The 18650-nt window shown below is 70.4% G+C and carries 19 protein-coding genes and 1 pseudogene; 8 read left to right on the top strand and 12 right to left on the bottom strand.

Annotated elements, in window-relative coordinates; all coding sequences use genetic code 11:
* The first annotated feature begins 74 nt into the window (after positions 1–74).
* Genes DDV73_RS14685 through DDV73_RS14695 form a run of 3 tightly spaced genes read left to right on the top strand, consistent with a single transcriptional unit; the run spans position 75 to position 1920 of the window.
* The gene (locus tag DDV73_RS14685) at positions 75–824 is read left to right on the top strand and encodes a hypothetical protein (protein WP_109508007.1); all 750 of its coding nucleotides are present in this window, start codon (positions 75–77) and stop codon (positions 822–824) included.
* Positions 825–836: 12 nt separating this feature from the next.
* Positions 837–1145, top strand: coding sequence for a hypothetical protein (locus tag DDV73_RS14690; protein WP_109508008.1), 309 nt, complete (start codon positions 837–839; stop codon positions 1143–1145).
* A gap of 28 nt (positions 1146–1173) precedes the next feature.
* Positions 1174–1920 carry a hypothetical protein gene (locus DDV73_RS14695; protein WP_109508009.1) on the top strand — a complete coding sequence of 249 codons (747 nt, stop codon included), beginning with the start codon at positions 1174–1176 and terminating at the stop codon, positions 1918–1920.
* A 68-nt stretch (positions 1921–1988) separates the two neighbouring features.
* On the opposite strand, the gene groL is transcribed toward DDV73_RS14695, so the two are convergent.
* Both groL and groES read right to left on the bottom strand, forming a co-directional pair.
* On the bottom strand, positions 1989–3608 hold the full coding sequence (gene groL, locus DDV73_RS14700; RefSeq protein ID WP_109508010.1) for a chaperonin GroEL: 1620 nt from the start codon (positions 3606–3608) through the stop codon (positions 1989–1991).
* A gap of 129 nt (positions 3609–3737) precedes the next feature.
* Positions 3738–4037: a co-chaperone GroES gene (gene groES / locus DDV73_RS14705; protein WP_109508011.1), complete on the bottom strand. Its 300-nt coding sequence runs from the start codon at positions 4035–4037 to the stop codon at positions 3738–3740.
* Between the two features lie 230 nt (positions 4038–4267).
* Here groES and DDV73_RS14710 point away from each other — a divergent pair, with 230 nt between their 5' ends.
* The gene (locus DDV73_RS14710) at positions 4268–5143 is read left to right on the top strand and encodes an oxidoreductase (protein ID WP_109508012.1); all 876 of its coding nucleotides are present in this window, start codon (positions 4268–4270) and stop codon (positions 5141–5143) included.
* 8 nt (positions 5144–5151) lie between these two features.
* On the opposite strand, the gene DDV73_RS14715 is transcribed toward DDV73_RS14710, so the two are convergent.
* Complete coding sequence (locus tag DDV73_RS14715) at positions 5152–6210, bottom strand: hypothetical protein (protein WP_109508013.1); 1059 nt, start codon at positions 6208–6210, stop codon at positions 5152–5154.
* A gap of 202 nt (positions 6211–6412) precedes the next feature.
* On the opposite strand from DDV73_RS14715, the gene DDV73_RS14720 reads away from it, so the two are divergent.
* Positions 6413–7597, top strand: coding sequence for a THUMP-like domain-containing protein (locus DDV73_RS14720; RefSeq protein ID WP_109508014.1), 1185 nt, complete (start codon positions 6413–6415; stop codon positions 7595–7597).
* A 10-nt stretch (positions 7598–7607) separates the two neighbouring features.
* On the opposite strand, the gene DDV73_RS14725 is transcribed toward DDV73_RS14720, so the two are convergent.
* From DDV73_RS14725 to DDV73_RS28760, 5 genes and pseudogenes are all read right to left on the bottom strand, one after another.
* Positions 7608–8648: a hypothetical protein gene (locus DDV73_RS14725; protein WP_109508015.1), complete on the bottom strand. Its 1041-nt coding sequence runs from the start codon at positions 8646–8648 to the stop codon at positions 7608–7610.
* Between the two features lie 24 nt (positions 8649–8672).
* On the bottom strand, positions 8673–8990 hold the full coding sequence (locus DDV73_RS14730) for an NIPSNAP family protein (RefSeq protein ID WP_109508016.1): 318 nt from the start codon (positions 8988–8990) through the stop codon (positions 8673–8675).
* Positions 8991–9017: 27 nt separating this feature from the next.
* The gene (locus DDV73_RS14735; protein ID WP_109508017.1) at positions 9018–10736 is read right to left on the bottom strand and encodes a glycoside hydrolase family 3 protein; all 1719 of its coding nucleotides are present in this window, start codon (positions 10734–10736) and stop codon (positions 9018–9020) included.
* A 48-nt stretch (positions 10737–10784) separates the two neighbouring features.
* A pseudogene (locus DDV73_RS14740) lies at positions 10785–11626 on the bottom strand (oxygenase MpaB family protein).
* Positions 11627–11694: 68 nt separating this feature from the next.
* Positions 11695–11895, bottom strand: coding sequence for an anthrone oxygenase family protein (locus DDV73_RS28760; protein WP_206050885.1), 201 nt, complete (start codon positions 11893–11895; stop codon positions 11695–11697).
* Positions 11896–12219: 324 nt separating this feature from the next.
* Here DDV73_RS28760 and DDV73_RS14755 point away from each other — a divergent pair, with 324 nt between their 5' ends.
* From DDV73_RS14755 to DDV73_RS14765, 3 genes are all read left to right on the top strand, one after another.
* The gene (locus DDV73_RS14755; RefSeq protein WP_109508021.1) at positions 12220–13152 is read left to right on the top strand and encodes an AraC family transcriptional regulator; all 933 of its coding nucleotides are present in this window, start codon (positions 12220–12222) and stop codon (positions 13150–13152) included.
* Positions 13153–13290: 138 nt separating this feature from the next.
* Positions 13291–13821 carry a SigE family RNA polymerase sigma factor gene (locus DDV73_RS14760; protein WP_240617292.1) on the top strand — a complete coding sequence of 177 codons (531 nt, stop codon included), beginning with the start codon at positions 13291–13293 and terminating at the stop codon, positions 13819–13821.
* Positions 13818–15131 (top strand): hypothetical protein, encoded by a 1314-nt coding sequence (locus tag DDV73_RS14765; RefSeq protein ID WP_109508023.1) that lies wholly within the window; start codon positions 13818–13820, stop codon positions 15129–15131. Before DDV73_RS14760 ends, DDV73_RS14765 begins: the two co-directional genes overlap by 4 nt.
* 470 nt (positions 15132–15601) lie before the next feature.
* Here DDV73_RS14765 and tsaD read toward each other — a convergent pair whose 3' ends face one another.
* Genes tsaD through tsaE form a run of 4 tightly spaced genes read right to left on the bottom strand, consistent with a single transcriptional unit; the run spans position 15602 to position 18635 of the window.
* Entirely contained in the window at positions 15602–16648 is a 1047-nt protein-coding gene (tsaD, locus tag DDV73_RS14775) for a tRNA (adenosine(37)-N6)-threonylcarbamoyltransferase complex transferase subunit TsaD (protein WP_109508025.1), read from the bottom strand.
* Between the two features lie 4 nt (positions 16649–16652).
* Entirely contained in the window at positions 16653–17087 is a 435-nt protein-coding gene (locus tag DDV73_RS14780) for a GNAT family N-acetyltransferase (RefSeq protein ID WP_109508026.1), read from the bottom strand.
* Positions 17084–17725: a tRNA (adenosine(37)-N6)-threonylcarbamoyltransferase complex dimerization subunit type 1 TsaB gene (gene tsaB, locus DDV73_RS14785; protein WP_109508027.1), complete on the bottom strand. Its 642-nt coding sequence runs from the start codon at positions 17723–17725 to the stop codon at positions 17084–17086. The genes DDV73_RS14780 and tsaB overlap by 4 nt, the downstream gene beginning before the upstream one ends.
* 10 nt (positions 17726–17735) lie before the next feature.
* Positions 17736–18635: a tRNA (adenosine(37)-N6)-threonylcarbamoyltransferase complex ATPase subunit type 1 TsaE gene (gene tsaE / locus DDV73_RS14790; RefSeq protein WP_240617293.1), complete on the bottom strand. Its 900-nt coding sequence runs from the start codon at positions 18633–18635 to the stop codon at positions 17736–17738.
* Between the last annotated feature and the right edge of the window lie 15 nt (positions 18636–18650).

Below are 18650 nucleotides of genomic sequence, written 5' to 3' on the forward strand. Positions count from 1 at the left end.
GAAGAGCGAACGAAGAGCGGCCCTGGACAGGCTTTCGGCAACTGAAAAGGCAGATCGGCCGGAAGGGGCAAGCAATGAACGAGGATCTGGACTATCTGGCCGGGCTTCGCGAGGACATAGATCGCGACGCACAGGTCTACGAGCGAGCGCTGGCGGCCATGCCGTCGGTGTCCACGAAGGATGAGACCGAGAGCGTCGAGGTCACCGTCGATAGGGACGGCCAGATCCAGCGGATCTGGGTCAGCAACGCCTGGGAGCGGGCGATCGGCGCCGACACGCTGGGATCGACCATCCTCGCTGCGTACGCCGCAGCCCGCCAGCAGCAGTTCCAGCATCTCGAGGAAGCGCTGGACACCGAGGAGGACGCTCCGACCCGGGCCAGGCCAATGCCGGTCATCGACGACTCGATCATGACGCGGATGGTGGAGTCTGCGCGGGCCAATCCGGAGTCGATCGACGTAGAGGCCACGATCTCCGGACTGCTTGGGTTGACCGAGGAGTTCGAGCAGGCCCTGGACTCGGCTTTCCTCGAGGTGGAGGCGGTGGCCGGGCAGGCGACGACCGGCGAGAGTCGATCCGGCCGTGCGTCGGCAACGATGAGCCTGTCGGGCGAGGTGACCGACCTGCGGTTCGACGAGAAGTGGCTGCCTCGCGCCCATCCAGCCAATATCGCCCGCGAGACGTTGGAAGCCATCGCGAGCGCCGCCCGCGCACGGCCTCACGCTTCAGCAGCGGAACTTGTCGCCGGCACGCGGTTCGACGCCCTGGCGCGTATCGCCCAGGACCCTCAGCAAATGTCTGACTATCTACGCCTGAACGGTTGAGAGGAATCACCTATGTCATTCGAAGTGGCGATGGATGCACTGACCAGCGACGCCAAGAGATGGGACACGATTGCAGGTCGGCTCGAGACCTCGGCCAACGATTTGGCCGGACTCACTCTGAACCCGAAGGCTTGGACCTTTGCCGGCGGGGAAGCAGCCGAGGCCTATGAACGGTTCCGCGGAATCGTCGAGAGCTACGTGCGCGGGGGTGCAACGGAGACAGCGAGCGCTGCAGTGCGACTCCGAGAAATCCGGAGAATCTACGAAAGCGCCGACGAGGAAGCCAAGAATGACCTCGCGAGGATCTGGAAGTGGAAGTGAACACGAAGTCGAAGAGGAGGGAGCAGGAATGGACGAGTTGATGGAGAAGCTTCGCGAGTTCATTGAGAAGATCAATCAGCGGGTCGAGCAGGCGAGGCAACGGATCAACGAGCTCATCCGTGACGTGCCCGTCTTCCTAGCAAGGAGGGTGATCGACGTCTGGAACCGGATGCTTCAACACCTCCAGAAGCTCTGGGACTGGCTCGCCGAGAAGACGCCATCACCCGGGAATCCGATCGTTCTCATGAGCATCCGGCACGACTGGGAGAAGCTCGTCAGCAACCCAGCAACCAAGTCGGGCCACGAGATCAATGACGATCACGAGCTCTTGGCGGATACGAAGGTCGGCGCCAATCAAGTGCAGAGCTGGTCCGGCGATGCGGCCATTGCCTATACCAAGAAGGCCGAGGATCAACTCGGCGCCATCGCCGTGATCGTTGGCACGTACTACAACTCGATAGCGAACATCCTCGCCTGCCATGCCATGTACATACTCGCGTTCTGGGCCGCGGTCGTTGCCATGTTCACCGGCGTGGCGCTAGGCGCCCTCGCGATGGTCGGCGGCGTGATGGCGATCGGCACCGGACCCGGCGCCCCCGTCGGCGTCGTTCTCGCAGTCGTCGGATTCATCATCGCCCTCGGGTCAGCGGCGGCAGGCGGCGGAATCGCTGTCGGAGGACTGCTCGCAGGATGTGAGTGGTCAGAGGACCAGCTCGATGGAACTCATAGCAATGGCCTCACCGACGTGAAATGGCCCACGTTCGCGCTCGACTGACGCCGCCAACGCCGAGTCGGCGCCAGCTCAGAGAACTGGCGCCGACTCGCGTGTTGCGTGGGTGGGGCTCAGTGGCCGTGACCGTGGCCGTGACCGGCCGCGGCGGGCTCCTCGTCCTCCGGCTTGTCGACGATCAGGGTCTCGGTCGTGAGCAGCATGCCCGCGATCGAGGTGGCGTTGACCAGCGCGGAGCGGGTGACCTTGACTGGGTCCAGGACGCCCTGGGCGACCAGGTCGCCGTACTCGCCGGTGGCGGCGTTGTAGCCGTTGCCGACGCCGAGCTCGCGCACCTTGGTGGTCACGACGTAGCCGTTCTCACCGCCGTTCTCGGCGATCCAGCGCAGCGGCTCGTCGGCCGCCTTGCGGACGACACGGACGCCGATCGCCTCGTCGCCGGTGAGCTTGAGGTCGTCGTCGAGCACCGCGACCGCGTGGATGAGCGCGGAGCCACCACCGGGGACGATGCCCTCCTCGATCGCGGCGCGGGTCGCGGAGACAGCGTCCTCGATCCGGTGCTTCTTCTCCTTGAGCTCCACCTCGGTGGCTGCGCCGACCTTGATCACGCACACGCCGCCGGCCAGCTTCGCGAGGCGCTCCTGGAGCTTCTCGCGGTCCCAGTCGGAGTCGGTGTTCTCGATCTCGGCCTTGATCTCCTTGACCCGGCCCTCGACCGCGGCGTGGTCGCCCGCGCCGTCGACGACGGTGGTGTTGTCCTTGGTGATCACCACGCGCCGGGCCTGACCGAGCACCTCGAGACCGACCTGGTCGAGCTTGAGGCCGACCTCGGGCGCCACGACCTGACCGCCGGTCAGGGTCGCGATGTCCTGCATCATCGCCTTGCGGCGGTCACCGAACGCCGGGCTCTTCACCGCGACCGCGTTGAAGGTGCCACGGATCTTGTTGACCACCAGGGTCGAGAGCGCCTCGCCATCGACGTCCTCGGCGAGGATGAACAGCGGCTTGCCGGCGGCGATGACCTTCTCCAGCAGCGGCAGCAGCTCGGAGATCGCGGAGATCTTGCCCTGGTGAAGCAGGATGTACGGGTCGTCGAGGACCGCCTCCATCCGCTCCGGGTCGGTGACGAAGTACTGGGAGATGTAGCCCTTGTCGAACTGCATGCCCTCGGTGAACTCCAGCTCGGTGCCCATGGTGTTGGACTCCTCGACGGTGATCACGCCGTCCTTGCCGACCTTGTCGAAGGCCTCGGCGAGCAGGTCGCCGATCACGCTGTCGCGGCTCGAGATGGTCGCAACGGAGGCCATGTCCTCCTTGGACTCCACCTCACGGGCAGCCTCGAGCAGCGCGTTGCTGACGGCCTCGGCCGCGGCGTCCATGCCGCGCTTGAGGCCCATCGGGTTGACGCCGGCCGCGACGGCGCGCAGGCCCTCGTGCACCATCGACTGGGCGAGCACGGTCGCGGTCGTCGTACCGTCACCGGCGATGTCGTTGGTCTTGGTCGCGACTTCCTTGGTCAGCTGCGCACCCAGGTTCTCGAACGGGTCGTCCAGCTCGATCTCACGCGCGACGGTGACACCGTCGTTGGTGATGGTCGGGGCGCCCCACTTCTTGTCGAGGACGACGTAGCGACCCTTGGGGCCGAGCGTCACCTTGACGGTGTTCGCGAGCGCGTCCACGCCGCGCTCGAGCGCGCGCCGGGCGTTCTCGTCGAACTCCAGAATCTTCGGCATTAGCTATTGCCTTTCAATGAAGGGGCCAGGAGTGATCTGGCGCCCGGCTGGCAAGCCGGGGGCGCGAAGGCGACCTGGAAGGCGAAGCGGTCGTCGAGCGCCCCCGGCGCAGCCAGGCGGGATGCCAGGTCAGTCCTGGACTACGGCCAGAACGTCGCGGGCCGAAAGGATGAGGACCTCGTCGCCGCCGAACTTGACCTCGGTGCCGCCGTACTTGCTGTAGATGACCTTGTCGCCCACCGCGATGTCGAGCGGCACGCGGGCGTCGCCACCCTCGTTGAAGCGGCCGGGACCCACGGCGATGACCTCACCCTCCTGGGGCTTCTCCTTGGCCGTGTCCGGGATGACCAGGCCAGAGGCCGTGGTCTGCTCGGCGTCGAGCGGCTTGACCACGATGCGGTCTTCGAGGGGCTTGATGTTGACCGACACTTCTGATCAACCTCCACTTTCTCCACTAGTCAATGCGATCAGGGCGGGGACCCAGCCGGAGCTGGGACTCCCGAAGTTTGTGCCTGCGCCTCATGGGCACGCCGTCGCGGGGGTCGTGACCGTTGGTCGCAAGCGCTGGCACCCTCATGGCGAGAGTGCCAGATCAGACGTTAGCACTCACCTCCACAGAGTGCCAGGACAGGTCAACGTACCGGGAGTATGGTGCGGTCATGCCCAAGTGGACCGCGTCCGACATTCCCGACCAGACCGGCCGGACCTTCGTGGTCACCGGCGCCAACAGCGGACTCGGCGCGGCCGCCGCCGAAGCGCTCGGCGTGGCCGGAGCCCGCGTCGTACTCGCCTGCCGCAGCACCGCCAAGGCCGAGCCGGTCGCCGCCAGGATTGGCGACAACGCCGAGGTCCGCGCGCTGGACCTGGCCGACCTGTCGTCGGTCCGGGCCTTTGCCGAGGGCATCGACAAGGTCGACGTGCTGATCAACAACGCCGGCATCATGGCCGTGCCGGAGGGCCGCACCGCCGACGGCTTCGAGATGCAGATCGGCACCAACCACCTCGGCCACTTCGCCCTCACCGGGCTGCTCCTGGACCGGATCGGCGACCGCATCGTCACACTGTCCAGCGACGCGCACAACGTCGGCACCATCCACGTCGACGACCTCAACTGGGAGCGCCGGCGCTACGACCGGTGGCGGGCGTACGGCCAGTCCAAGCTGGCCAACCTGCTGTTCACCTACGAGCTCGACCGCAAGCTCCATGCGGCCGGGTCCTCGGTACTCGCGACCGCCGCGCACCCCGGGTACGCCGCGACCGGGCTGCAGGCCCACACCGGCACCTTCCAGGACAAGGTGATGGCCGTCGGCAACCGGATCCTCGCGCAGAGCGCCGAGATGGGAGCGCTGCCCAGCCTGTACGCCGCCACCTCGCCCGACGCGGTCGGCGGCGGCTACTACGGTCCCGACGGCTTCCGGCAGTTGCGCGGCTACCCCAAGAAGGTCGGATCCAACGCGAAGTCCCGCGACGAGGCGATGGCCGGCAAGCTCTGGGAGCTGTCGGAGAAGCTGACCGGGGTCACCTTCAAGCCCTGACTCGCGTCTCAGAAGGTCGGGTCGGTGAGCCTGACCGACTCTTCCACGTCGAGGGTCAGCCGGCGGGGATGCTGGCCACCGGTCCCTTGCGCCTTGGTCGGCGTCGCGACGAACTCGCCGGCGAACCGCATCCGATGCGCGTCGGCGACCGGCACATCGAAGACCAGCCAGTCCTCGCTCGAGCTCATCTGCTCGGCGTCGAGGGTCGCCACCGGTGTGATGTCGTCAAGCGTGGTCCGCAGTCGCAGCTGCTTCGCGGCGTATGACGCGTAGCGGTTGTCGTCGATGATCCAGTGGATGCTGCCCGGTGAGGTGTGGGTCCAGGCCACGATGAAGGTCCGGCCGTCGCCCACCCAGCCGTGGCCGGGGACGTAGGGCACGGCGACCGCGCGCGCCACCTGGCAGGAGAGATACCAGCGCAGCCTGCCCCGGTCACGGTCGACGCTCGGGCACGAGACCGCCGTCTCGTCCGGCTCTGCGCCGGCGGCCAGCTCAGCCCGGTAGAGCGGAGCAGCGGCCCCCTTGTCGACCGCGCCGGTGCGCAGGTCGACGGCCTGGACCAGTCCGTCGTACTCCACCTCCAGGGTCACCTTGCTCGCGGCCCGCGGGATGCCGACGTGGAAGAACGACGAGCCGTCGAGGCCGTCCATGGTCCCCACGTCGGGAAACCTGTAGGTCTTGCCGTCGGCGGCGAGGCTCAGCCCGACCGGCTCGGACTTGTCGGCCTGGACACCGCCGGCCATCGCCTCCCCCGCGTCGCGCACGTAGACGAACCGCTCCCGCTCCCACGAGACGCCGACCAGGTCGACGCCGCGGTCCGGCTCGACCTCCTCGGTCAGCCGGGTGTCGGTGATGTCGAGCTTGCGGATCGGGTCGGTGACCGTGAATGTGACCTTGCCGGAAGGGAGCATCACCACCGGCCGGTCACCGAGCTCGGACGGTACGCCGGAGCCCTCGATCATCTCTCCGGCGGCAACCCGATGCGGCTCGTCCGCCGCCTCCTGCTCACATCCGGTGATCGCAGCGACGGCGACCAGCGCCAGCCCGACGAGCGGTACGCGTCCCATAGTGCCTCTCTTCCCCGTACGGCGAGGGCCATGCCCCAGCCATGCCCGGACATGCGTCGGGCCGGAGCTCCCCTCGTAGCCCCGGCCCATCTGCATCCCCTGTATTGGCCCCCCGGCCCGCGGTGGTTGGATTGTGTGCAACGCCCGCAACCCTGACTTCCCCACCTTTTGCGAACGTGAAACATCGGCCGTTGGGATTCCTTTGGACATCGAGACCTTCCACTGGCTGCTGACCAGTGAAGGGCAGCAGCTGTTGGTGATCGCCACCGAGGCGTACGTCGACGCGGCCGGGGACCCGGTCCGGGCGGCGGCGTCGGTGCGGCGTACCGAACCCAACGCGGAGAAGGCGGCCGCGGCGATGACGCAGATCGACCTGCGCCGGCGCTCGGTGGCGAAGTTCGGCGAGTTGGGGCTGCACATGTACTTCACGCCCGACGCGCTCGAGCAGTCGACCCGGCTGCGGGTGGCCGAGCACCGCGCAGGGCGGGTGGCGGCGGCGTCACCGTCGTCGGTGGTCGACCTCGGCTGCGGCATCGGCGGCGACCTGATCGCCTTCTCGCGACACGGGCTGATCACGGCCGGCGTCGACCTGGACCCGCTGCGGGTCGAGATGGCGAAGGCCAACCTCGAGGCGCTCGGGCTGGCCGGTGCGGTGATGGAGGCCGACGCGACCACGCTGGCCCTGGACGGCTTCGGCGTGGTGTACGCCGACCCGGCGCGGCGCACCGGGCGGGGCCGCGTGTTCGACGTCGACGGCTGGACGCCGCCCTGGTCGTTCGTGGAGTCGCTGCTGACCCGCGCGGCGGTGGTGAAGGTGGCTCCCGGGATCCCGCACGAGCTGGTCCCGGACGGGGTCGAGGCGGAGTGGGTCTCCGACGGTGGCGAGGTCAAGGAGGCGGCGCTGTGGGCGTCGTACCTCGCCAGCGCGAAGCGGCGGGCGACCGTGATCGCCGAGTCCGGGCTGGCGACGCTGACCGAGGAGGACGACCCGTACGACGGCAAGGCGCGGCCGGTCCGCGACCTCGGCCGGTGTCTCTACGAGCCCGACGGTGCGGTGATCCGAGCCGGCCTGGTGACCGCCGTCGCCGCGGGCGTCGGCGGCGGCCTGGTCGACGAGCACATCGCCTACGTCACTGCCGACGACGCCTTCCACTCGCCGTTCGCCCGCGGCTACGAGATCCTCGAGGTGCTCCCCTATCGGGAGAAGATGCTGAAGCTGGCGCTGAGGCAGCGCAACATCGGCCCGCTGACGATCAAGAAGCGCGGCGTCGACGTGGTCCCCGAACAGCTCCGCAAGCGCCTCGCCCTCACCGGCGACGAACCCGCCACCCTTGTCCTCACCCGGGTCGCCGGCCACGGCACCGCCCTGCTGGTCCGGCCGTTCTGAGGGGCGAGCCTCACCCAGCCAGCGCGACCTCGCGCACCATTCGCTGGGTGGCGGTCTTGGGGTGGCCGCCGCCGGTGCCGCGGGTGGTGTCCACCTTGAGGGCGTAGCTGACCACGAAGCGGACCAGGTGGCCGCCCACGGCGGCGCCCTTGAAGACCAGCTGCTTGCGGGTGCTGGCGCCCTTCTCGTAGGTCCCGAGGGTGGCGGTCGGCCCGGCGCCGTCGACGACCACCTGCCAGCGGGTCGGTCTCGCCGTGTACGTCGCGAAGCGGCGCGGGCCGGCGGTCCACTGGGCCCGGGTCAGGTTGGTGCGCGCGGTCAGGATCAGCCACGACTCGCCCTCGCCCGCCCAGCCCCGGCCGGCGGCGTACGGGAGCGACCAGATGCTCTCGACGCCGCAGGTGAACAACATCGCCCAGCGCCCGGAGGTGGTCCGCTGCTGGCCGCAGGAGGTGCGGCCGTTGCCGGTCTTGGTGGCGGCCCGCAGCGACTCGTCGTACAGACCCATGGCCTGGCCACTGCTGACCTTGCCGGTGCGCGGATCGAGCGACTGCGTGACGCCGTCGTACTCCACCTCGATCGAGAGCTTGGCGTCGGCGGGCACGCCGACGTACACGAAGTTGCGCTCGCCCGGCCCGCCGAGGCTGCCGACGTCCTCGATCTCGTGGCGATAGTCGTCGGCGGTCACCCACAGTCGGATCGGGTCCTTCGGCGGGTGGGCGGCGGTCATCGCGTCGGCCACGTCGGCGTTGAACACGCCCTTGCGCTTCCAGGTCACCGCGACGATCTCGGCGCCGTCGACCGGGACCCGCGCCTCGGTGCCGATCCACTCGTCCCAGCCGACCCGGTCCAGCGGCTCGGTGACGCCGAAGGTCACCTCGCCGCTCGGGATCAGCAGCTTCGACGTGTCGACCGCACGCGTCAGCTTGTCGGAGCCGTCGAAGACGTCGCCGATCCGGACCGGGGCCGGCTTCTCGTCGGTGACGCCGAACACCGAGCAGCCGGTGATGAGAAAAACGAGTACGGCGAGCACGACCGGCCGCAGGAACACTGGTCTCCTCGAAGGCTCAGGGATTCAGATCCGAAGGTCAGCCGCGTCGACCACCACGGTGTGGTAGCTCTCGACGCACGCCATGATGGCAGCGCGTGGCCCGGCGCGCCACGCCTCGCTGCCGTAGAAGTCCTGCTCCTGCCGCTCGCGCCGCTCGACCGAGTCGAACGCCCGGACAAGGTAGGCCTCCTCGTGGCCGTCATCGGCCGCCAGGGACCTGCCGCAGGCCACGACCTTGATGCCCGCGTCGGCGAGCAGCGGGAGCGATTCCGCCTGCATCACCCGCACGAACTCGTCGGCCGTGCCCGGGCGCAGTCGGTAGGTCCTGATCTCGATGATCATGAGGGCGTGTCCCCTTCGGTCATGGCCTCAGCAACCTGGCCGCGCGACGCCGCCGACCCGCACCGGCAGCCGACCGAACGCGGGTGACTTTCCGAGCAGGACGTCGGTGAGTGCCCACATGGCGCCACGGGTCGCGCCGTACAAGGCGACCCGGACCCGGCCGCGGCTGCGGCCGAGCACGTACGGCGTGTCCGTCGCGACCACGATGTCGGCGGTGGTCGCGGGGTCGCCGTACCCGCGGAACGAGATCGTCGGGCCGGCGGCGGTGCCGATGCCGGCCTGCTCGGCGACCGCCTTGAACGCCGCGACCGCGTCGGCGTCGCCCACCGGCAGCACAGACGGGCCGATCAGCCGGCCCCGACAGGGCCCGGCGACCACGGTGACCGCGGCCTGCGACAGGTTGAACGACGCCCGGCCGCTGGTGCCGGGGGGCCGGCCGGGCCCGTACTCCTCGTTGTGGTCGAGCAGCGCGATCTGGCGGGCCGCGGCCTGCTCGACCCGGGTCCGGCTGAGCTGGCCGCCGCGCACCGCCGCCACGATCCCGTCCCGAGCGGCGCGCGGGTCCGGCGGCATCAGCACGATGTCGGCGCCGGCGCGCAGGGTGCGCACCGCGGACTGGGCGCTGGTGTAGCGGTCGGTGATCGCGGCCATGTCGAGTGCGTCGGTGACAACCAGGCCGCGGAAGCCGAGCTCGCCGCGGAGGGTGCCGGTGACCACCTTCCGCGACAGCGACGACGGCACGCCCGGGTCGATCGCCCGGACGTCGATGTGGCCGGTCATCACGGTGGAGGCGTGCTGGGCGACCGCATTGCGGAACGGCACGAAGTCGTTGCGCCGGAGCTGGGCGAGTGTACGGCGTTGCACCGGCAGCTCTTCGTGGCTGTCGGCCGGCACCGAGCCGTGGCCGGGGAAGTGCTTAAGGACCGGCGCGACCCCGGACTTGCGGAAGCCGGCCGACGCGGCGACGACCTGGCGGGAGACCAGGCCCGGGTAGGAGCCGGCCGAGCGGGCACCGATGGTGGGGTCCTGCCGGCCGCTGGTCACGTCGGCGACCGGCGCGAAGTCCATGGTGAAGCCGAGGTGGCGCAGCTCGCCGCCCTGAGCGCGTGCGGCCGCCTCGGTCACCTTCGCGTTGTCACCGGCACCAGCAGTCATGAACGTCGGGAACCTGGTCGCGTCGCCCTGGATCCGCTGGACGATGCCACCCTCCTGGTCGACCGCGATCTGCACCGGCCACCGCCGGCCGACACCACGCTGGAGCGCTCGGTTGGCGGCCTTGATCTGGTCGGTGGAGACGAAGTTGTCGGCGAACACGACCACCCCGCCGAGGTGCAGGTCGCGCACCAGCTTGGACGGCGGCGCGGTGCCGTCGTACCGGGCGAGGATCACCTGGCCGGCCAGCTCCCGCAGCGACAGCGAGCGCGCCCGGCGGGCCGCTCGGTCGAGCTCGGCCTGAGTCGGTCCCCAACCGCCGGCGAGGCCGAGCTCGGCGGCCGGCCGGGCGCCGGGCACGGCGCTGGCCTCCAGGGATGACGAGGACGACGGCTCGCCGCCGCCCACCGGGCCGGAGTCCGCGGGGGCGCTTGGCGAGGCCAGGTCGCTGGTCGTGGTCGTGGCTGACGGAGTCGCGGACGACGGGCTGGAGGCGGCCTCGCCGTCGGGTTCCGGCGCGTCGGCGGTACCGCACCCGGTCACGACCAGGAGCGCGGTGCAGACAGCGCTGAGGACGGGGGCGACGCCACGCATATAGACCATCCAACCAGCCCGGCAAGACCAGGGCCAAAGTCGGGACGGTCAGGCAGCGGGCAGATCGATGGTCTTCCGGCCGGCTGCGAGGATCCGGCGCTCGGCCGCCGAGACCATCCGGAACAGGTCGTCGTTGGGCCCGATTCGCAGCCGATCCGGTACGACGTGCTGCGAGGCGCGGACGGCGGCGGACAGCCGGCCGTGGGCCGCGGTGTGGGCGGGCGACCAGCGCAGCCCGAATGCGCGCCGTACCCGTGGCGGCAGCATTCCGATCGCCAGGAAGTGGGTCACCTTGACCCCGGGCTTGAGCGGTGCCGGGACCGGCGATCCGTGAGCGATGGCGCGGCCGACGATCCGGGCCTCGTCGGTGACGTGGAAGTCGGGCCCGTCGACGTGCCGGGCCAGCCAGGCGTCGAAATCGCCGGCGGTCGCGGGCGCCACCGAGCGCGGCATCCCGAACAGCTCGCCGAACCGCACCCAGTCCTGCCACAGCTGCTCGCGCTCACCATCGGCCAGCGGGCGGACCAGGGTCTCGAAGCAGACCCGCGAGGAGTCCGCCAGCACGCCCATCGTCCACAGCATCAGCTCCGGGTCGAACGCGTCGTACGGCGTGCCGGCGGGGAACACGCCTTCGTCCTGCGGGAGCACGCCCTTGACCTCTTCGTGCATAGTGCGGACCCGGCCAGCAGCTTGTCCGCTTCGGCACGGGTGCCGAAGAAGATCGTCTCGAACGCCGCGGCCGTCCGGGACAGCCGCTGGAAGGGCCGGTCACGGTAGCCCGAGGCGGAGGCGGTGCCGACGTAGGGCACCGGGTGGGTGGCGCCCAGGATCAGCGCCCGCAGCCCGAAGGTATGGCCGACGGCCCGATGCTCCTGGACGTGCCGGAGCATCGAGCCGGGCGGAAAGTAGCCCTGGTCCACGAGGTTCACGATAGGCGTTCCGAGCTGTCCGGAGGCGGTCACAGACCGCGGACGAGCTGCCAGATCAGACCGGTCGCGGCGACCGCGGAGGCGATGGTGCGGACGGTGTTCCAGCGGGTCCAGTCGACCAGGTAGTCGCGCCACATCTCCTGCGCGGAGGCCGCCTGCGGGTCGAGCGGCACGAGCTCGTTGTTGAGCGGCACGTTGCCGACGATGGTCACGCCGATCACCTGCGGCACGGCACACCCATCGTGGTCTCGATGTGATCGGACAAGCGACGCCTTCAGCAGCGTCCTTGCGTGGGCGGTTCGGCCTCGGGCGCCTGCGGGCGGCGTCAAGCGGCTTGGCCGCGGCGCGCGCCTACGGCGCGCAACCAACAGCGGCGGCCGTGCGTGCGACGCGCCGCCGCAGCGCCCGCCGGCGTTTGAGGTCGGGCCGCCCGCGCCCGCGACGGCCTTGGTGGTCTCGACGACGGTTGCTGCGCAACCTGCTCGACCACCCCAGCGAAGATCTTCCATGGCCTTTCGTTGCAGAAACATGCGCAACCGTCTAACTTTGATCGCATGGATGCGATCACCGGCTTGCTGGCCGGGCCCCGGGCCCACGAGGCGTTCCTGCTGCGTGCCGAGCTGACCAACCCGTGGTCGATGAGAGTCCTCGACGAGTCGCCGCTGACGCTGCTGTCGGTGCTGCGGGGCGAGGCCTGGGTCTCGGTCGTGGGCGGTACGCCGCGGCAGCTGCTGCCGGGCGACGTGGCGCTGTGCCGCGGGCCGGAGCACTACGACGTCGGCGGCGCCCCGGACGCCGAGACCACCTACGTGATCCATCCGGGTCAGCGCTGTGCGCTGCCGGACGGGACCCCGCTGCACGACCTGTTCATGCGCGGCCCGCGGACCTGGGGACCGGTCGACGAGGGTGAGACGACCCTGCTGATCGGCACCTACGAGCAGGCCGGCGAGGTGGGCCGGCGTACTCTCTCGGCGCTGCCGCCGCTGCTGGTGCTGAAGTCAGAGGAGTGGTCCGGCCCGCTGCTCGGCTACCTCGCCGAGGAGATCCGGCGCGACGAGCCCGGGCAGACCGCCGTACTGGACCGGCTGCTCGACCTGATCGTGATCGACGCGCTGCGGACCTGGTTCGCGCGGCCGGAGGCGCACCCGCCGGGCTGGTACCTCGCCCACAGCGACAGCGTCGTCGGCGCCGCGCTCCGGCTGATGCACGACGACCTCGCCGAGCCGTGGAGCGTGGCCTCACTCGCGAAGGAGGTCGGGGTGTCGCGCGCGACGCTGGCCCGGAAGTTCGCCGAGCTGGTCGGCCAGCCGCCGATGGCCTACCTGACCGAGTGGCGGCTGACAATGGCCGCCGACCTGCTGCTCGACCCGGACCTGACGCTGTCCCAGGTGGCCCGCCAGGTCGGCTACAGCACGCCGTTCGCACTCTCCGCGGCGTTCAAGCGGCACCGCGGGATCTCGCCGCGGGAGCACCGCGCCACCGCCTGAGCTGCCTGAGGCTGTCTGACCTGGTGTAACGCCCGACACGCCATCCAGCGACATGCAACCCGGCTGCTGCTTTCCGCGTCTGGGGTGCGGAAGGATGGTGAGAGTCGGATGCAGGTCGTCGTGGACTCAGGAGTGGACGTGGGTGAGCGGGCAGCCGCACGCGACGCCGACTTCACGGCGTACATGACGGCGCGTCAGCCGGCCCTGCTACGTACGGCGTACCTCCTCACCGGCGATCGGCACTCCGCCGAGGACCTGGTGCAGGTGGCGCTGGCGAAGCTGTACCTGTCATGGGACAAGGTGCAGAAGCGGGACCAGCTCGACGCATACGTCCGGCGGATCATGGTCAACGAGAACAACTCCCTGTGGCGGCGGCCGTGGAAGCGGCGCGAGGTCACCAGCGACCTCGTGCCCGACTTCGCCTCGACCAGCGACGTGTACGACGAAGGCCAGAGCGCCGCGCTCTGGGAGTTCGTGCAGACGCTGCCGCCGAAGCAGAAGACCGTGGTCGTGCTTCGCTACTACGAGGAGCTGAGCGAGGCCGAGGTCGCCTCGACGCTCGGCATCTCCGTTGGCACCGTGAAGTCGCAGGCCAGCAGGGCCCTCGCCACGCTGCGCGAGCGCGCGCCCGAAGTCCTCGGCCGGACCGGAAGGGAGGAGGAGCGATGAGCCAGAACAACGATGACCTCGGCGACCTGATCGGCCGCGAGCTGCACAACCGTGTCGACGACTGGAGCGACGCTCCCCTGACCTTCCAGGACGTGCGGGGCCGGGCCAAGCGGATCCGCCGCGGCCGCCGGATCGCCGCCGGCGTCGGCGTGGCCGCCGCTGCCGCGATCCTGGTCCCGACCGCCCTGATCGCCGGCTCCGGCCTGGACCGCTCCGAGCCCGACCCGGCACCGACCGGCCCGACCCAGTCCGCGACCGGCGGCACGCCTAGCGCGAACACCTCCGCCGACCCGACCGGTCCGACTCAGAACCAGACCGCCACCGAGGGGGTGCCCGGCGAGAAGGCCGAGGTTCCGCTCGACGTCAGCAACCTGGACGCCGGAGACCTGCCGGCGGTCACCTGGCTCGAAGGCACCGCCGCCCACCTCGCCTCGGGCGAGACCCTGGAGCTGCCGGAGGCGTACGCGTCGATCGCCGAGGTTGGCGACCGACTAGTAGTGACCAGCAGCGACGACCAAGGCAACCTCCAGGTGACGGTGCTATCTGCGGCAGGGGACATCGTCAGCAGCTACCCGGTCGACGATGGCCGCGTGGTGGCCAATCGCAACCGCACGGCCGCAGCCTGGATCGGGCCGGACGGCGTACCGATGGTTCTGCAGGACGGTCGTCCCGAGCCCGTGCAGCTGGCGCAGGTCGAAGGCACCGACTTCGGAATCAGTGGCCTGGTCGGCGACGACTGCTCCAGCGCCTCCGAATCAGAAGGGCCGTCCGCGGCCGGCTGCCAGGTGTATGTCGACACTCAGGTCGGCGAGGAGCGCACCTCGTGGGTCGTCTCCTCGGACGGCTCCGTCGACCGCGCTAGCGAGCGCGTCCTCGGGATCAACGCGGTCAACGCCGACGGCAGCCGACTCGTCGCACTGACCAGCCTCACCGACACCGAAGGGTGCTGGGAGGCCATGGACAGCAGCTACCGCCCCGAGTGGGAATCGTGCCGCGACAATGCGAAGTCTTTCTCCCCCGATGGGCAGTACGTGCTCGCCATCCTCGGCTTGGATGACGGCTTCGGCCCGCTCGACTTGAGCGTGCTTCGCGCGGACAGCGGCGAGTCAGTGGTGCACTTCCAGCGGGCCGACCCGAGCGGAACACCGTTTGACATGGTCTGGGAGGACCCCGAGCACCTGCTCGCTGCCGTCTTCCAGGGCAACGAGTGGTCAATCGTGCGGTTCGGCCTCGACGGCAGCATGGAGTACGCCGTTCCGCCACGCACCGGACCGGACCTTCCTCGGCTGTTCGTGCTCGCAACCCAGTGACTGCCGGCAGAACTCAGACTCAGCTGCTCAGGTGAAGAACCTGGCCTTGCGAAGGTCCCCGGACGGCCATACCCGAATCCTGAGGACGTAGTGCTCGTTCTCGGGCACAGGCACGCGACGCCAACAGCGGTAGCCGTCGCCGGTTGTGACGTCTTTGACCCTGAAGGTGGGACCGGTCCCGTCGACAGGCCAGATCTTGGCCACCGCGGTCCGACTCGTGCCTTCTCCAAGGCCCGCGCACAGGACGTTCTTGGAGTCGACCCACTTACCCCAGGAATTGTGCACAGAGACGGTGACATCGCTGGCCGCAGCCGGGCTCACCATGGAGCCCGTCCATACGGTGACGAACACCAGCCCGGCGGCAATCCGCTGAACGTTACGCACTGTCGAACCCCCGAGAGTTGCCGAATGATCCGGATCTAGTTGGCCACCCAACCCAAGGCTCGACATCGCTGTCAACTGGCTACGAATCAGGCCACGACGGTCGTGATCGGCTGGGAGGAGTCGGCGGGCAGGTCTAGGGCTGACGGCGTACGGCCGCGGGCGACCAGCTCGGCGCCGAGGGCGGCGACCATGGCGCCGTTGTCGGTGCACAGGCCGGGGCGCGGGACGCGGACCCGGATGCCCAGCGCGTCGGCGCGTTCGGTGGCCATCGCGCGGAGCCGGCTGTTGGCGGCGACGCCGCCGCCGATCAGGATGTCGTCGATGCCCTCGGTCTGAGCGGCGTCGAGGGCCTTGCGGACCAGGACGTCGCAGACCGCCTCCTGGAAAGACGCCGCCACGTCGGCCACTGGCACCGGCTCGCCCGATGCCTCGCGCGCCTCGACCCAGCGCGCGACGGCGGTCTTCAGGCCGGAGAAGGAGAAGTCGAAGCGGTGCCGCTCCAGGTCGCGGCGCGAGGTGAGCCCGCGCGGGAAGTCGATCGCCACCGACGACCCCGAGGCGGCCTGGCGGTCGATGTGCGGCCCGCCGGGGAACGGCAGGCCGAGCAGCCGGGCCACCTTGTCGAAGGCCTCCCCCGCCGCGTCGTCGATGGTCGCGCCCATCGGGTCGACGCCGAGCGTGACATCGGCGACCTTGAGCAGCGAGGAGTGGCCGCCGCTGACCAGCATCGCCAGACACGGCTCGGGCAGCGGGCCATGCTCGAGCTGGTCGACGGCGACGTGGGCGGCCAGGTGGTTGACGCCGTAGATCGGCTTGCCGAGCCCGATCGCGAGCGCCTTCGCTGCGGCGACGCCGACCAGCAGCGCGCCGGCCAGTCCCGGGCCGCTGGTGACCGCGACCGCGTCCACGTCGTACAGCTTGATGCCGGCGGTCTCGCAGGCCCGCTCGATGGTCGGGACCATCGCCTCCAGGTGGGCGCGGGACGCGACCTCGGGTACGACGCCACCGAAGCGGGCGTGCTCGTCCACGCTGGACGCGACCGCGTCGGCGAGCAGGGTCTGGCCGCGGACGATGCCGACGCCGGTCTCGTCGCAGGAGGTCTCGATGCCAAGCACCAGGGGTCCGTCGCTCATCAGGTCACTCTCCCAGCTGCATGACGATCGCATCCGAACCGTCGCGGTAGTAGCGCGGCCGCCGATGGATCTCGGTGAAGCCCTGGTCGTCGTAGAACGCCAGCGCGCCGGTGTTGTCGGCGCTCACCTCGATCAGGATCCGGTCGGCCCCGGCCGCGGCCGCGGCGGCGATCACCTCCCGCATCAGCCCGGTCGCGACCGCCTGCCGCTGAGCAGCGGGCGCCACCCCGATCCGGAGCAGCTCGACCACGTCGCCGGACGGCCCGGTCACCGCGTAACCGCTGACCGAAGTGTCGTCGTCGGCCTCCACCCACGCCTGGCGGCCGGCGCCCGCGAGGACTTCGGTCAGCCCGTCGGCGGTCCATGCGTCCGCGCCGAACAGCTCGGCCTCGAGCGCGGCGAGTGCGGGCAGGTCGGCCGGGGTCGCGGTGCGGATCACGACACCCGCTTCGGCTGGCCGGGCAGCGCTGCGTCGGGGCGGCGCAGGTAGAGCGGCTCCGGGTCGAGCAGCTCCGCCCGCTCTCCGTGTACGACGCGCGCCAGCCAGCCGGCCGACGGCCGGTGTGGTGACGCGCTCACGAGGAAGTCGTCCGGGTAGAGCGTCGAGCCCTCGCCCACGACCGGGCGCTCGGTGACCACGTCGGCAGGGCGGGCGACGTGCGGCCCGTCGAGGCGCTCGCCGTCCGCGGAGTACGCCGCCCAGTAGACCTCCTTGCGGCGAGCGTCGGTCGCGACCAGGAACGGCCCGGAGACGGTGCCGGTGTCGACGGCCTCGATGGCGAGCACGTCGAGCGTGCACACGCCGTACACCGGGATCTCGAGGACGAAGCCGAGCGTGCGTGCGGTCACCAGCCCGACCCGCAGCCCGGTGAACGGCCCAGGGCCGACGCCGACCGCGATCGCGGTGAGGTCCTGGCGGACCAGCCCCGCATCGTCGAGGACGGCGGCGATCAGCGGCGCCAGCTGCTCGCCGTGCTTCATCGGCCGCTCCGAGATCGCCTCGGCGACGACCGTGCCGTCGTCGTCGCACAGAGCGACTGTCACCAGCGGGGTCGCCGTATCGAACGCAAGCAGCACGGCCCCGAGCCTAGATCAGGGTGACCCCGCGCCAGCGCGGACCCACGGGGAGTACGACGACCTGGCGCGGGTCCTCGTCGACCGCGTCGCTGCCGGTCGCGCGCACGATCCGGACCTCCAGCCGGTCCTCGGACAGGCCCTCGGCGACACCCTCGCCCCACTCGACGACGGTGACCGCCTCGTCCAGAGAGGTGTCCAGGTCGAGATCGTCGAGCTCGTCGATGCCGCCGAGCCGATAGGCGTCGACGTGCACCAGCGCCGGGCCGTCGGCCAGGGACGGGTGCACGCGGGCGATCACGAAGGTCGGCGAGGTGACGTCGCCACGGACCCCGAGCCCGGCGCCCAGGCCCTGGGTGAACGTCGTCTTCCCGGCGCCGAGCTGACCGGTGAGGGTCACCAGGTCGCCGGCGCGCAGTATCCCGGCCAGCTGTGAGCCCAGGCCCCGCATCGTGTCGGCGTCCGGCGCCGGGTAGGCCCGCGGCAGCCACCGCGCCAGCTCGACGTACGGCGCGTGCCGGCGGATCTCGGCGAAGCCGTGCCGCCGCCAGAACGCGATCGTGTCCGGCAGCTCCTCCCGGGCCAGCACCACCACTCCGGAGAAGCCGCCCTTGGCCGCCTCCTCCAGGGCGGCGCCGACCAGCGCGCCGGCCACGCCCGCGCCCTGCGCTTCGGGCGCGACGCCGAAGCGGCGCAGAAACACCACGCCGTCCGACGGTGCGAACAGCAGCGCACCGGCGGGCTTGCCGGCGACGGTGGCGAGCAGCCCGCCGTGCCGCGAGAGCGCCCGCGCAATCGACTCGGGGGTCTCCGACAGCGCATCCGCGGGCGGGTCGAGGACCGGGCGGGCGGCGAAGGCAGCGGACACCACCGCGTGCACCTCGGCCGCGGCCTCGGCACCCACACGACTCACGGGAGTGACCACTTG

The organism is Nocardioides speluncae, assembly GCF_003121585.1.
Lineage (GTDB): Bacteria > Actinomycetota > Actinomycetes > Propionibacteriales > Nocardioidaceae > Nocardioides > Nocardioides speluncae.

Bases quoted from the DNA above. Each gene is read 5' to 3' on its own strand.
- DDV73_RS14710 (WP_109508012.1), top strand. From the start codon at position 4,268: ATGCCCAAGTGGACCGCGTCCGACATTCCCGACCAGACCGGCCGGACC.
- DDV73_RS14765 (WP_109508023.1), top strand. From the start codon at position 13,818: ATGAGCCAGAACAACGATGACCTCGGCGACCTGATCGGCCGCGAGCTG.
- DDV73_RS14715 (WP_109508013.1), bottom strand. From the start codon at position 6,210: ATGGGACGCGTACCGCTCGTCGGGCTGGCGCTGGTCGCCGTCGCTGCG.
- groL (WP_109508010.1), bottom strand. From the start codon at position 3,608: ATGCCGAAGATTCTGGAGTTCGACGAGAACGCCCGGCGCGCGCTCGAG.
- tsaD (WP_109508025.1), bottom strand. From the start codon at position 16,648: ATGAGCGACGGACCCCTGGTGCTTGGCATCGAGACCTCCTGCGACGAG.
- DDV73_RS14685 (WP_109508007.1), top strand. From the start codon at position 75: ATGAACGAGGATCTGGACTATCTGGCCGGGCTTCGCGAGGACATAGAT.
- DDV73_RS14690 (WP_109508008.1), top strand. From the start codon at position 837: ATGTCATTCGAAGTGGCGATGGATGCACTGACCAGCGACGCCAAGAGA.
- DDV73_RS14695 (WP_109508009.1), top strand. From the start codon at position 1,174: ATGGACGAGTTGATGGAGAAGCTTCGCGAGTTCATTGAGAAGATCAAT.
- DDV73_RS14755 (WP_109508021.1), top strand. From the start codon at position 12,220: ATGGATGCGATCACCGGCTTGCTGGCCGGGCCCCGGGCCCACGAGGCG.
- DDV73_RS14730 (WP_109508016.1), bottom strand. From the start codon at position 8,990: ATGATCATCGAGATCAGGACCTACCGACTGCGCCCGGGCACGGCCGAC.
- DDV73_RS14735 (WP_109508017.1), bottom strand. From the start codon at position 10,736: ATGCGTGGCGTCGCCCCCGTCCTCAGCGCTGTCTGCACCGCGCTCCTG.